Origin of the sequence: Pseudoalteromonas sp. A22, from assembly GCF_018141345.1 — a bacterium.
GTDB lineage: Bacteria > Pseudomonadota > Gammaproteobacteria > Enterobacterales > Alteromonadaceae > Pseudoalteromonas > Pseudoalteromonas maricaloris.
Genome location: NZ_CP047238.1, coordinates 3896562 through 3910148, shown reverse-complemented (window position 1 = coordinate 3910148; position 13587 = coordinate 3896562). Strand labels below are relative to the sequence as shown.

Annotated in this window: 9 protein-coding genes; 7 read left to right on the top strand and 2 right to left on the bottom strand. The window is 45.1% G+C overall.

Annotation, left to right across the window (positions count from 1 at the left end; genetic code table 11):
* Position 1 precedes the first annotated feature (1 nt).
* Positions 2-1162, bottom strand: coding sequence for a porin (locus GSF04_RS22515; protein WP_211858844.1), 1161 nt, complete (start codon positions 1160-1162; stop codon positions 2-4).
* Between the two features lie 84 nt (positions 1163-1246).
* Here GSF04_RS22515 and GSF04_RS22510 point away from each other — a divergent pair, with 84 nt between their 5' ends.
* Both GSF04_RS22510 and ylqF read left to right on the top strand, forming a co-directional pair.
* The gene (locus tag GSF04_RS22510) at positions 1247-3130 is read left to right on the top strand and encodes a methyl-accepting chemotaxis protein (protein WP_211858843.1); all 1884 of its coding nucleotides are present in this window, start codon (positions 1247-1249) and stop codon (positions 3128-3130) included.
* 711 nt (positions 3131-3841) lie between these two features.
* A complete protein-coding gene (gene ylqF / locus GSF04_RS22505) occupies positions 3842-4786 on the top strand; it encodes a ribosome biogenesis GTPase YlqF (protein WP_039493363.1) in 945 nt (314 codons plus the stop codon).
* On the opposite strand, the gene GSF04_RS22500 is transcribed toward ylqF, so the two are convergent.
* Entirely contained in the window at positions 4783-6192 is a 1410-nt protein-coding gene (locus GSF04_RS22500) for a sensor domain-containing diguanylate cyclase (protein WP_211858842.1), read from the bottom strand. The genes ylqF and GSF04_RS22500 overlap by 4 nt on opposite strands.
* 1489 nt (positions 6193-7681) lie before the next feature.
* Between GSF04_RS22500 and GSF04_RS22495 the strand changes: the two genes are divergently transcribed.
* From GSF04_RS22495 to GSF04_RS22475, 5 genes are read left to right on the top strand one after another with little or no spacing between them, the layout of a single operon-like run.
* Positions 7682-8911, top strand: coding sequence for a porin (locus GSF04_RS22495; RefSeq protein ID WP_211860113.1), 1230 nt, complete (start codon positions 7682-7684; stop codon positions 8909-8911).
* Positions 8912-8923: 12 nt separating this feature from the next.
* Positions 8924-9886 (top strand): tripartite tricarboxylate transporter substrate-binding protein, encoded by a 963-nt coding sequence (locus GSF04_RS22490; RefSeq protein ID WP_017218314.1) that lies wholly within the window; start codon positions 8924-8926, stop codon positions 9884-9886.
* A gap of 60 nt (positions 9887-9946) precedes the next feature.
* Positions 9947-10423: a tripartite tricarboxylate transporter TctB family protein gene (locus tag GSF04_RS22485; RefSeq protein ID WP_211858841.1), complete on the top strand. Its 477-nt coding sequence runs from the start codon at positions 9947-9949 to the stop codon at positions 10421-10423.
* Positions 10424-10426: 3 nt separating this feature from the next.
* On the top strand, positions 10427-11935 hold the full coding sequence (locus GSF04_RS22480) for a tripartite tricarboxylate transporter permease (protein WP_211858840.1): 1509 nt from the start codon (positions 10427-10429) through the stop codon (positions 11933-11935).
* A gap of 21 nt (positions 11936-11956) precedes the next feature.
* Positions 11957-13585, top strand: a complete 1629-nt coding sequence (locus GSF04_RS22475; protein ID WP_211858839.1) for a sensor histidine kinase — start codon at positions 11957-11959, stop codon at positions 13583-13585.
* Positions 13586-13587 lie beyond the last annotated feature (2 nt).

The window sequence follows — 13587 nt, the reverse complement described above, 5'->3', positions numbered from 1 at the left end:
GCTAATCAAATTGCCACTCTTGCTTGTAATCGTACCTAAAGCCAATGGAGATGGAGTCCATATCGACTTGGTTGTCGAAGGACTTGTTCAAATACTCCAAGTGCACTCTGAGCGGCGGTGTTGGTAGCCACTCAAGTGTCACATTGTAGCCATCGAAGCTTTGATTAAGCGGGTCATGACTGCCGTAACCGTCATCAAAATCAAAATATCCGGTTTTGAGTTTATAGTGTTTTGCGAGTTGATAGGCCAACGAAAGATCAAAGGTGTGGCCTTGTCGAGAATCAAGTGCGCCCACGCGTTGATAGTCTTTGTCCTGATACGCCATGGCAGCGTAAAAGCGGGAGGTAAATTGATAAGCCAGCGCACCAGACCAAAGTTGGTTTTCGCCAATATGCTGCTCGTTATCGTATACATCGTTTTGTTGATAAGTAATCGCTGCGTGTAAACCTGCGTTATCGTAACTTAACCCAGTGTTGAATAAATCCGTTTGGTTATCGCCTTTGTCACCATTAAATTGGCCTGCGGCGATAAACGTCATCGGCCCCAATTCGTAGCGGTAAGTAACTAAATTATCAACGAAAAAAATACTCTCTGGATCGTAAGCAAATGGGCTGCTGGCGTGATTAAAAATATCAACGTATTCGGCAATAAACAGATACTGTGCAGGCCTTTGTTTGCCAATGCCAAATCGACCATACGGTGTACCTAGCGCAGTATAAGCACGGCGTGACTTGCCAAAATTTCCTTCATTGGCGAGATCGATGCCCCATTCACCATGAAGTTCGGCCTGCCAGCCCGGCATAAATTCATGAGTCACTTTAATCCCTGCGTGGGATAAGGCATCACGAACATCCCAGTTACTTGCGTCATCTTGATTGATTACGCCAAATGTCGGGCGTATTGTGGCATAGGTTTGGAGCGTGGTTGAGGGCTCGGTAGGTGGTTTTACAGGGTCACTTTGTGGTGTTGATTTTGCCACAGGAGCTGCGGCCTTTAGTTCGCTATTTTGCGTCATAAACCGAGCTTTAAGCTCAGCCAATTGCCGCTCAAGATTTTCAATGTCGGCCATGGTGACAGGGCGTTCGGCTGCCAAAGCTGCTGAAGAAGTCAGTAAACAGGCTAGGCCAATCAGTGCGTTTGAGTTGCTCAAAGTAAAATTCATGGTTTTTACATCGCTCAGTTGCCAATAATCGAATTATAGACAACACTTTTGATATTCGAGCACTTTTTATTCAGGCTGTTGAATATGAAGATCCGCACTAAGTTCTCTGTGACTTCTGCCATAGTGATCTTATTGATCATCACCACGACGACGCTTTCTACTTACTGGTTTGTTAGCGATTCGGTAAAAACCAAAACCCATGCCTATGTAACGGATAGCACGCAATTGCTGGCCGTGAGCATAGAAAATTGGCTGGCCGGTAAAGCAACGCAAATTAATGTGATAAAAAGTCAGTTAGAGCAAAACTTTAGCGATGATCACTTTCAACAAGCACTGAATACACCAGTGTTTAAAAAGGAGTTTCTGCTGGCTTTTGGTACTTTGGCTAATGAGGAAGGGCTCAGGTCGAACAACCCCGCTCGCAAAAATCCTCCGGGCGTAGATTTTAGAGAGCGAGCTTGGTATCAGCTTGGTAAAAACCAAAATAAAACCGTTTATACCAGTCCATATACTGACGCGGCGACAGGTGAGTTATTGCTGTCGGTGGTATCTCCCATTGTAGTGAACGGTAACTTTAAAGGGGTAATTGGGGGAGATTTAAGCCTAAAAACCATTGCCAATAGTGTCAATCAGGTTAACTTTGATAACACGGGCTATGCCTTTTTGGTCGACAAGTCTGGTAATGTCATTTCTCATCAACAGGCCGAATTTAACGGCAAAAAACTGCAACAGGTATATCCAGCTTTACGCTTAGATAGCGTAGATAAGTTGCAAGAAGTGGATACCAAAGAAGGCAAAAGGTTGTTTTACTTACATTCGCTTGATAACACCTTTGGTACGGACTGGTATTTGGCGGTATTAATCGATAAATCAAAAGCCTATAAAACACTGACTGAAATTACAATAAACTCCCTGATCATTGCTATTTTAGCCGTGGCTATTGGAGTATTCTGCGTACGGACGTTAGCAATTCACTTACTCCAACCATTACGGGATTTGGAATCTGCAATCACTGGCATGGCAAGTGGAGGCGGTGACTTAACTCAGCGCTTAAAAATCGTGAACGAAGATGAGTGCGGTACGGTAGCGCGACAATTTAATTTGTTCTTGGGCTTTTTGCATGGGTTAGTAAGTAACGTAAAAGAACGTGCAGACGATGTGGTGATAAGCAGTGATGCCGCCAAAGAGCTGTCGACACATTCCTCACAGAAACTTGATCAACAAGTTAGCCTAATTGAAAACCTCGCTACCGCGATGAATGAAATGAGTACTACCTCGACCGAAATCGCGGGTAACGCGCAGCAAGCCGCAAGCTCTATCACCTCGGTAAATGAAAAGACCTCCGAAGGGCAAGAGATATTCTTTAAAGCGCGAAGCCAAATTAATGCTTTGGCTGACGATATTACTGCATCGTACGAGCTGAGTACGCAACTTGCAGAATATAGCCAAAATATTGAGAATATTCTTTCGGTCATTAATGGTATTGCAGAACAAACCAATCTACTGGCACTTAATGCTGCAATTGAAGCCGCACGTGCAGGAGAGCAGGGCCGAGGTTTTGCAGTTGTGGCCGATGAAGTGCGCTCTCTAGCATCAAAAACACAGGAATCTACCACCGAAATTAAATCCATGATCGACCAGATCCAAGCCTCGTCCATTCAAGTTCAGCAATCTATGGGAAGTAGCCGAGATAAAACCCAGCAATGTGTGTCACAAACCGAGCAAGCGACACACATGCTAGAAGAAATCTCAGAAGCAGTAAAAGAGCTTATGGATCGCAATATTCAAATCGCAACCGCCATCGAAGAGCAAAGTGTGGTGATTGAAGAAATCAATAAAAATACAATACATATCAACGATATTAGCGTGGAGGTCGGCAGCTTTTCAGACAAACAATATAATGCCAGCGAAGAACTCGCTAAAAACGCCCATGAACAAGAAGCGCTGCTGTCCAAATTTACGTTGTGAGTTCTTGAGTTTGAATAATTCACTCAACTTGTGAGTGGATTATTCAAGGCGAGTAAATTCCCTATTGCGCTGCTAATGTCTAACAAAACGCCTTGTGAATCTGTTAGTAAGCTAACTCCATGTTCCGAGTTCAATTTAATTGTTATTTTATTGCTCTAGAAACCAAGCTGGCCATATCAGTGATTTCCATATCTCCCATATCTGCAATTAAGTGTAGATGTGTGATGAAGTCCACTTTTTCAATATTCTCGGGTAGACAGTTGCCATCCATGAAAGGTGTGATGGAAGATGGAATAAGCTGTTTGCAAGGGTTACAAAAACTATCAGTATAGCCTCCCAATTCGCAGTGCAAATAGTTTCGTGGGAAGCGGCTCACCCGCCGAGAAGTTATGCTTTTTGGGTGTGATGGAGGGGCGCCAAAACCCGATCAGGAGGACGGGCTGACTTTACTCATAGCAGCGATACATAGGCAAGTATTTTGAGAGTGATACGTGAATTAAACAGAATTCATAGCCATTAACCCAATCCTGTCAATTTATAGTAGAATAGCCAACTTAGTGATGAGGTACTGCTGCTGTATTAAAAGCGTTTAGTACCCTATGTTGTATCCTACACTTATTTCACGCTCCGTACGAACGAGGTTATGGTGTGTGAGTTTGGCAAGGTGTTCAACATATGAGCTTTTAAAGTTAATTAATACAGGTGGTTATAATGGCAATACAGTGGTTCCCAGGGCATATGAATAAAGCGCGCAATGAGATCAAAGAGATCATGCCGCAGATGGATGTCATTATTGAAGTGCTGGATGCTCGTATTCCATACAGTAGCGAAAACCCTATGGTAGGGCAGTTACGTGGTGACAAGCCTGTTATCAAAATCATGAATAAAGCGGACCTTGCCGATCCTGAACTGACCAAGCAGTGGATGGAGTATTTTGAACGCGAGAGCGGTGTAAAAGCGCTGGCGTTTGGTCATGATAAGGCGAATGAAGTACAGCGTATTAATGCGCTTTGCAAAAAGCTTGCACCTCATAAAGTGGGTCAAGATAAGCAGCTAAAAGCCATGATCATGGGTATTCCAAATGTAGGTAAATCGACGCTTATCAATACACTTGCTGGCAGAATTGTTGCAAAAACAGGTAATGAACCAGCGGTAACTAAAGCGCAACAGCGTATTAAGCTTGAAGACGGCATTATGCTTTACGATACGCCGGGTATGTTGTGGCCAAAGGTTGAGAACGAAAACTCGGGCTATCGTTTGGCGGCAACGGGTGCTATTCGCGATACGGCTATCAATTATGAAGAAGTGGCGAGTTACACCGCTGAATATCTGCTAGGTGCATATCCAGAGCTTTTAAAAGCACGTTACAAGCTCGACGAATTACCGGACTGTGACTGGACATTTATCGAGATGGCTGGCCGCAAGCGTGGTTGTGTAAAGGGCGGCAATCAGGTTGATACGCATAAGATGTCGGAGATTTTAATCAACGAACTGCGCGATGCTGTTATCGGGCAGATCACGATGGAAACGCCGGAAATGCGTGAGTCGGAAGAAGAAATGGTTGCTGAGCTAAGAGCACAAGCTGAGGCTAAAAAGGCCGCGCGTGAAGACGAAAAACGTCAGCGCCGCGCAAGAGCGCGTAAGAATCGCCGCTAAGCGGCGAATTTGGTTTGATTCCGGCCTTGTTTGGCACGATAGAGCGCGGCATCGGCGCGCTTTATAAAACCATCTTCTGATTCATCAATATGGTATTGTGCAACGCCAATACTGACTGTCACTTTGACCTCACATTCCGCTTGCTCTAGTGCAACATGGATCTTCTCAGCAATCGCAATTCCTTGCTCTAACGTCGCTTTGGGTAGCAATACCATAAATTCTTCACCCCCCCAGCGGCACAGCAAACCTTTGTTTTCTATCTGGCGTTTACATACGTTGGAGAAACATTGCAGCACTCTGTCGCCTACCACATGGCCATGTTGATCGTTCACTTGTTTAAAGTGGTCAATGTCCATCATCAACATCACTACTGGGGTTGATTGGGTACGCGCTTTCGCTAAATGGTGCTGAAGCTGTGGCTCAAAGGCTTGACGATTAAAGGTATCGGTGAGTTTGTCGTACTTCGCCATTTTTTCTAAGCGTTTTTGATAGTGATTAAACGTCAACTGCGCCACGGCTAATATTAATAGGGTGACGAGGCTCCCTACCCATAAATTGGTTGTGAGTATGTCGCTTATTCCACTGGATTTATCTATTGTTTGCTCAACAATTAAATACCAGCCTATAGAGTCCAAATAGCGCGAATGGACAAACTCGGCATGGTCGTCGGTTTCCAACCGAAATTGATATTCAGATTGATTGAGTAGCGCCGTTGCTTGGGTTGGAAAACGATCATGAATACTGGTGCCAGATAGGGTCTGATCGTTAAAAAATAAGAGCCTGCCTTTGTGGTCAATAAAGTACAGTTTGCGTGCGTAGCTGGCTTCGTATTGTTCAATTAAATTGTGTAAATCAGCCAATAAGATACCAACCCCAACAACGCCAATTACATCGTTGTTTTGCTTTATTTTATGATTGACGTAAACAATGGCTTCATTGTTATCTCTTGGGTCTATATCAACATTGAGCGCATAGTCAGCATCGCTATGCAGGCTTTCTCGGTACCAATCGTTTTGTTTGGCGCGAATGTCTAACTGCTGGGTGTTACCATCAAAGTGGTAATAAGTGAGGCTCTTGTCATCCACTAAAAAGCTTGTTTTTGCGTGATGTAATGATCGAGTATCTTCTAAGTAGGTGAAAATAAGCGTAGGGTCTTGCTGTGAAGACGTTAGCCAACGTTTAATAAAGACATTATTTGCCATTTGCTGAGAAACAATGATTGGAGCTTGAAGCCGTTTTTGTATATCTAAATCAATCAGATGGCTGGTGAGTGGCAGAGCATCATCGCTCACCCCTTTATACAACGATTGTTTAGCATGCTCGATACTTATCCAACTGGTGAAAATAAACCCTACCAGCAGCAGCAGGCTTAACAACATGTTATAACGGTAGCGTCGAGCGTTCATATTATTGTTATTTTTGGAAAAATAGAATGATACGGATTCTAGTAAAAGAAAACGATTACACGACATTACAGCTGAACAAACGCTGATAGAAAATGTAGGCATAAAAAAAGCCCTGAGCAGGGCTTTTTGATTCATATCTACCGTCACCGATATGAGTAATGTAGCAAGTAAAAAGTGGTTGCCAGTGATACACATCAAGGGGCGTTGTAGCACATCACCGACAACACGATTCAGGGTCGAATCAGCAAGAGTATGTCCTCTTGTTGATATTGATTATCAATTAGATTAGCCGTTAGGTCAATACCTTTTTGAAAATAATTCTCATTAATGTTTGTGCAGCTGTTTTTCGGTAAGTGCTGAAAATAGATATAAATTTTGGGCATAAAAAAAGCCCTGAGCAGGGCTTTTTACGTTCATATCTACCGTCACCGATATGAGCAATGTAGCAAGTAAATTGTGAGAATAAACTTAGTCAGGTTTAGGGGCGACTGAATTAAGCTCATTCAAGCCATTAACGTTGGCCAGCCGTGTTTCAGGGTCGAGAAACAAACTAGAGTACTAATGCCAATCTCAAGGTAGCGAGTACATCAGGTAGACAGGGCTTTACAACTATCAACCTTACTAACTGAGTTGGCGAAACAACACGTTGCCGTCTTGTTGATAGTGATTATCAGTTAGATCTAACGATGAGTCAATACTTTTTTGAAAATAATTCTCATTAATATTAATGTGGCTGTTTTTCTAGGAAATACCGAAGTAAAAATAAATTTTGGGCATAAAAAAAGCCCTGAGCAGGGCTTTTTGATTTCATATCTACCGTCACCGATATGAGCAATGTAGCAAGTAAAAAGTGGAGTTAGCGTCGAAATACGAGGAGCAATGCAAGTGCCTGCTAACGTCCTTGGTAGTTGTGGATACCAGCCTTGTTTCGGGTCAAGAAACTATTGTGATAACAAGTTGAGCCGTCACTCTCGTCTTGTTGATAGTGATTATCAATTAGATTTGAGGGGCTGTCAACGTTACTTTTGAAAATAATTCTTATTTAGATCTAAGTGGTTGGAATTACACCAGATTTAAATTTATTGAGTGTATTGTTTTATTAATGTGATGGTTTTTGGTGTGTTGTATGTCTTATTTCTGCTTATTCTAGGGGGCAAAGTATTATTCTATATTGAGCCTTGTAGGCTCACCGTTTCCAGAGCTTCAGAGAAAAGCTCGGTTAATTCACCATCCACATCTTAGATATTTTGATTAACGCAGCGGTCATACTTTCGCTTCACTCGTTATTTATTTCCTCACTACTTTTGGTTTTGTGCATATTGCTCATGATTTTTATGCACAAAACGCGCTTTACTCAACTTAATCAACTTATTTCCGCAATCTATGGTTAATTGAGGGTTAACAATAAGCTCGTACTTGATAGCAGGTTGTAGTCGCTAGTCACAATACGTTTAAGACAAATGAGTACAGAGCAATGAGAACAACAATAATGAAGCCAGTTGCAGCAATGTCATTAATTGCAGTAACTGCTTGCCCCGTTTTGGCACAACAAGATGAAGCACTAGCCAGCAAGGTTGCAAAGCTAGAAGCGCAATTAAAGGAATTACAGTCCAATAAATCACTAAACCTTGAGTTTGGTGGGCGTGTACAACTCGATTTTAACCATTTTAGTGGTGCATACAGCGCCGATAATGAGGGTAATGCCGCCAGCGACTTTTTTCCGCGTCGGATCCGCACCTATGTAGAGAGCGAGCAAGGCGATTGGGAGCATAAGTTGCTACTCGATTTTGCTGAAGGCGATGCCGAGATAGTCACAGTAAGAGTGCGCTATACCGGTTGGAACAACGGCCCGCGCTTTCAGTTTGGTAAATTAAGAGAAGATATCACTCTAAATGCGCTCACCAGCAGCAAACACATCAATACCATAGAGCGCAGCTCTATCGCTGATACGTTTTCTCCTTACTTTCGATGGGGCGCATCAGCTTATCAATATTTTAAAGATACCGGTTTTCGCTATGCGTTAGGGGTATATAAAAACGACGCCTTTGGTGCATCTGGGCGTGACCAAGATGACCGTCTGGCACTTGCCTATTCGGGGCGTTTGACTTGGTCGCAACACACTCCCGGTAAAACCCTGCATTTAGGTGGTTGGGGTTCGTACCGTGATATGGGCGGTGCAACGCTGGGTAATCGCCTTGCTCGCGGTGAAGTACGCGAAGCCAAAGTGCGCCTCGTGGATTATGCTGCAGGCGGTGATGTAGTTGCCCTTGATAGCATGTCACAAGCCGGGTTAGAACTCGCTTATCAACATAACGCCTTTATGCTTGAGGCCGAATATGCCACACGCAACTTAGATACCCTCGACCCTACTTCTGCTTTAGATGGGGGAGATATTTCGGGTTATCACTTGTCTTTGAGCTATTTCTTGACCGGTGAACACAAGCAATACTCCGCAGGCTCTGCGGTATTTAAGCAACCTAAAGGGGTAAAAAATGCGTGGGAGTTGGTTGCGCGTATTTCCAGTATGGATGCTGAAAACGCCAAGCAAGGCACGCAAGTCGACGCCTACACATTGGGCGGTACCTATTACCATTCCAGCAGCTTAAAGTTCATGGCTAACCTTGTCTATGCGGATGTTTCAGGAGCTGGAAGTACCGCGTTGGTTGGTGACGAAGATTCAGGATTCGGCTTTGCTGCACGCTTGCAGTATCTATTTTAACGGGAGCAGGTTATGAAGTTTGCATTAAAGCATCTCAAGTTAGCAATGGCTGGTGTAGCAATGATGTCTACTCAGGTATTAGCGGATACCCACTTTTTAATTCCCGGCGGTCCAGGTGGTGGCTGGGATACGACGGCTCGAGCTGTGGGTGAGGCGTTGGTGAAATCAGGACTTGAGTCCAATGCGTCGTTTCAGAATATGTCAGGCGGCGGTGGCGGCCGTGCTATTGCTTATTTGATTGAATCGGGCAATAAAAAAGGCGATATGTTGATGGTTAATTCAACGCCAATCGTGCTGCGCGCATTGTCGGGTAAGATTCCCTATAGTTATCGTGATTTAACGCCCGTTGCCAGCGTAATTGCCGATTATGGTGCATTCGTGGTGCGTGATGATTCGCCTTTTAAGAGCTGGAAGGAGGTGATTGCTCGTCTAGAAGTAAACCCGGGCTCTGTAACCGTTGCGGGTGGTTCTGCTCGCGGTAGTATGGATCATCTCGTTGCAGCACAAGCAGTAAAAGCGGCAGGCGTTGACGGTCGTAAGTTGCGTTACATTCCTTACGATGCCGGTGGCAAAGCCAAGGCGGGTTTATTGTCTGGCGAGGTGAAGATGCTCTCGACCGGATTAAGTGAAGCGCTCGACATGGCAAAAAGTGGTCAGGCGCGCATTCTTGCTGTTACCGCGCCAGAGCCTATCGCGGACTATCCAGAGATCCCAACCCTGAAGTCTCTAGGCTATGACATGGAATTTGTTAACTGGCGTGGTTTTTTTGCGGCTCCGGATCTCCCCCAAGCAAAACTCGACGAATATACCGTGAGATTACAAAAGCTGGTGCAAAGCAAAGAGTGGGAAGCGGTGCGCGCACGCAACGGTTGGTTGAATCTATTCAAGCCACAGCACGAGTTTATTGAGGCGCTAGAGGCACAAGAAGCGCAGCTGAAAGTGGTGATGGAAGAATTGGGTTTCGTTAGACGCTGATTAAATTAAATAGGTGGCTGCAGTGAGGTTACTGCACCACCTAAAAGTGGGTAATTCACTATGTTAAACCGAGAATTGTTAGGCCCAGTGCTGTTTTTAATTCTGTTTTCACTCTATGCGGTATCTGCTTGGCAAATCCCGATTATGCCTTTTGAAGAATACGAGGCGGTAAACTCAGCAACTTTGCCTAAAGTATACGCGCTGATTGGCATTGTTGTTTGTCTTTTGTCGATTGCCGCAACACTGTTTAAAGGCGTCCCTGCGCTTGATAAACGTGAAGAAGCGGAGACTATCTCCAAGGCAACCATCGTCCAATGTGCAGCACTGATTGTATTGATGCTTATTTACAGCAGTGTGCTTGAGATACTCGGGTTTATTGTTTCGACCATTTTGTTTTTAGGCTGTGGCTTTTTAATTATGGGTGAGCGACGTAAACAAATTTTGTTATTGGCGTCGGTACCTGTGGTTATCGTGTTTTGGGCCATTATGACGCAGCTACTTGGGATCTATCTGGTTCCTGGGGATTTTTGGAGTTAAGCCATGTCAGACGGTATTTTAGTTGGCCTGTCCACGGCCTTTATGTGGCAAAACTTACTGTACGTAATTGTTGGCTGCTTTGTCGGTACTTTTATCGGCATGTTGCCCGGCTTAGGGCCAATCACGGCGATTGCGTTGATGATCCCTATCACTTACAACATCGGTGCCGACTCCGGTATGATCTTAATGGCGGGCGTATATTACGGCGCAATTTTTGGTGGCTCGACTTCCTCTATTTTGATTAACGCTCCCGGTGTAGCTGGTACTGTGGCATCGTCATTTGACGGCTATCCAATGGCAAAACAAGGACATGCAGGCAAGGCTTTGGCTATTGCCGCTTATGCTTCATTTACTGGCGGAACGATTGGTGCGTTGATGCTTATGATAGCCGCACCACTGCTTGCAAAAGTGAGCTTAAGCTTTCAGTCTCCAGACTATGTGATGTTGATGTTTTTGGGCTTGACTGCGATTGCTGCTTTTTCTGCAAAAGGGCAATTTTTAAAAGCCATGATGATGACCGTATTTGGCTTGATGTTGTCGACGGTGGGAATAGACCCTTCATCTGGAACTGAGCGTTTTACCTTTGGTCAGGCGGACTTGCTAGACGGCGTAAGCTTTTTGTTGGTCGCAATGGCAACCTTTGCATTGTCTGAGGCACTGATCAACGTGATCCGTCCTGAAAAAGCTAATCAAGGTTCGAATGATGATGACACCCCCGTTATTGGCTCAACAAAACTATCTGGCGCTGAAGTGAAAGAAATGGCGCCAGTTGTGGGGCGCTCTTCAATTTTAGGATTTATCATTGGCGTATTGCCGGGGGCTGGCGCAACGATTGCGAGTTTTATGGCTTATGCGACAGAGCGAAATTTGGCACCCAAAGCCATTCGTGAGCGTTTTGGGCGTGGTGAAATTCGCGGCTTAGCGGCACCTGAGTCGGCAAACAATGCTGCTTGTACTGGGTCATTTGTGCCCTTGTTAACGCTTGGGATCCCGGGGTCTGGCACCACTGCGATTATGTTAGGGGCGCTGATTGCTTATGGTATTCAGCCGGGCCCTACGTTAATGCAGGACAATCCTACGGTATTTTGGTCGGTAATTGTAAGCATGTATTTTGGCAACATTGTACTGCTGATTTTAAATTTGCCACTGATCCCTTATTTTGCAAAGGCTTTGACTCTGCCACGCTCGGTCCTCACGGTGATGATTTTATTCTTTAGCTTGATTGGCGTTTATCTGGTGTCATTTAATACCTTCGATTTGTTTATGATGGTGGGTTTTGCCTTGGTGGCGGTGGTGCTGAGATTATTGAGTTTCCCGATGGCACCTTTGCTCCTTGGGTTTATTCTTGGCGATATGATCGAACGCAATTACCGCCGCGCCATGATGATTTCGGATGGCTCTATTAGCTTTATTTGGGAGAGGCCATTAACTTTAGGCATATTTGCGCTTGCCATGTTAGTGTTATTGATCCCGTTAAAAGAGTACTTCCAGCAACGAAAAGTTGCGCAGTAACCCAGCAGTGAGGAAATACGTGTGTCGCAATCACAAAAATTAGCACGCAGACCAAAACGCTTAGAAACGCGACTGATCACTTGGGTTGTGGGCTTGTGTGTGATCCAAGCATGCTTATTTACCGCGTTGGTGTATCAGGTTATTACGCAAAGCTTACACCAGGAAGTGGGAGAAAAAGCCTTGGCTTTGGCTAAGGCGGTGGCGGTTCGTGAAGATGTTATGACGGCACTCATAACAGATAGGGATAGCTCACAGATCCAACGCCTCAATACTAATGTTGAGCTGCTGCGCCAGGCAACTGGCGCAGATTTTATCGTCATTGGTGACACCGAAACGCGACGCATTGCCCACCCAGATGAGCAAAAAATTGGTCGCACTATGGTCGGTGGGGATAGCCAAGCCGCACTGTCTGGAGATAGTTATATCTCAACGGCACAGGGCAGTTTAGGTGAATCTATTCGCGGCAAAGTGCCGGTGTACTCTCCCGCTGGTGAGGTGATTGGTTTAGTCTCGGTAGGCTTTTTAGTGCAATCCGTTGAGTCGTTGGTGTTGCAGCGCAGCATTGCCGTTTTTGTTGGAGCTGCAGCGGTGTTACTGCTCAGTGTCATTGCCGCAATTTGGATTGGTCGACGTGTCCGCCAAGCCATTTTTGGCCTGCAACCAGATGAAATCGGGCGCTTATTTGCAGAGCAAGAGGCGATACTGAATACCGTACGCACGGGGATTATCGCGCTCGACCCCGATGGCCGTGTGCGCCGTTTGAATCAACGTGCGTGCGAAATTCTCGAAAAGCCTCGTGGCTTGAGTAAGCAGGGTTTACACCTGAGCGATCTGTTGCCAGAGCATAGCGACTTCTTGTTGCATAATCCCAATCGCCCTTTGGTTGGTTTCGAGCTATTTGTTGCTGACAAGCGTTTGGTGTTATCGCGGTTTGCGCTGCAAGTGCAAGGTCAACACGAGGGAATTTTACTGAGTATGCGGCCCTCCGATGAACTAGAGTACGTGTCTAAGCAGCTCACTAAAGTACAGGCTTTTGCAGAACTGTTGAGAGTGCAAACGCACGACTATTCAAACAAGTTAAATACCATTGGCGCGCTTATCCAAATGGCGCAATATGACAAAGCGATTGAGCTGATAGGTCAAGAAAGCCAAGGCTCACAAGCGCAAATTGAAAACCTTCTCACTTATATACAAGAGCCAGTGATCGCGGGCTTATTACTCGGTAAATACCATAAAGCACGAGAGCATAATGTGGCACTCGAGGTGAGTTCCGACAGTGCGCTGTGCGCTATCCATCAAAAAGAGATGTTGGAACGAATAGTTTCAATATTAGGTAATCTCATTGATAATGCCATCGAAGCGGCGAGAACGACGGCACAGTTGCGGTCTGCCAAAGTGGTCGTAACAGTGGATGAAACGGTTCAGGATATTATCTTTGATGTTGAAGATAGCGGCACTGGACTGATTGGTAACGTCGAAGAGGCGTTTACGCCGCAGTTTAGTACTAAGTCCGGCGACCAACATGGTGTTGGCTTATATCTCGTAAAAACAAATCTTGATTCCTGCCACGGAACCTTAGAGGTTGGGGAGTCTGAATTACTTGGTGCAAGGATCACGGTCTTTATTCCCAAGCAAGTAAAAGAGCAATAACA

What these genes read in the sequence shown, in the direction of transcription:
- GSF04_RS22515 (WP_211858844.1), bottom strand. Translation starts at nt 1,162, where the DNA reads ATGAATTTTACTTTGAGCAACTCAAACGCACTGATTGGCCTAGCCTGT.
- GSF04_RS22510 (WP_211858843.1), top strand. Translation starts at nt 1,247, where the DNA reads ATGAAGATCCGCACTAAGTTCTCTGTGACTTCTGCCATAGTGATCTTA.
- ylqF (WP_039493363.1), top strand. Translation starts at nt 3,842, where the DNA reads ATGGCAATACAGTGGTTCCCAGGGCATATGAATAAAGCGCGCAATGAG.
- GSF04_RS22500 (WP_211858842.1), bottom strand. Translation starts at nt 6,192, where the DNA reads ATGAACGCTCGACGCTACCGTTATAACATGTTGTTAAGCCTGCTGCTG.
- GSF04_RS22495 (WP_211860113.1), top strand. Translation starts at nt 7,682, where the DNA reads ATGAAGCCAGTTGCAGCAATGTCATTAATTGCAGTAACTGCTTGCCCC.
- GSF04_RS22490 (WP_017218314.1), top strand. Translation starts at nt 8,924, where the DNA reads ATGAAGTTTGCATTAAAGCATCTCAAGTTAGCAATGGCTGGTGTAGCA.
- GSF04_RS22485 (WP_211858841.1), top strand. Translation starts at nt 9,947, where the DNA reads ATGTTAAACCGAGAATTGTTAGGCCCAGTGCTGTTTTTAATTCTGTTT.
- GSF04_RS22480 (WP_211858840.1), top strand. Translation starts at nt 10,427, where the DNA reads ATGTCAGACGGTATTTTAGTTGGCCTGTCCACGGCCTTTATGTGGCAA.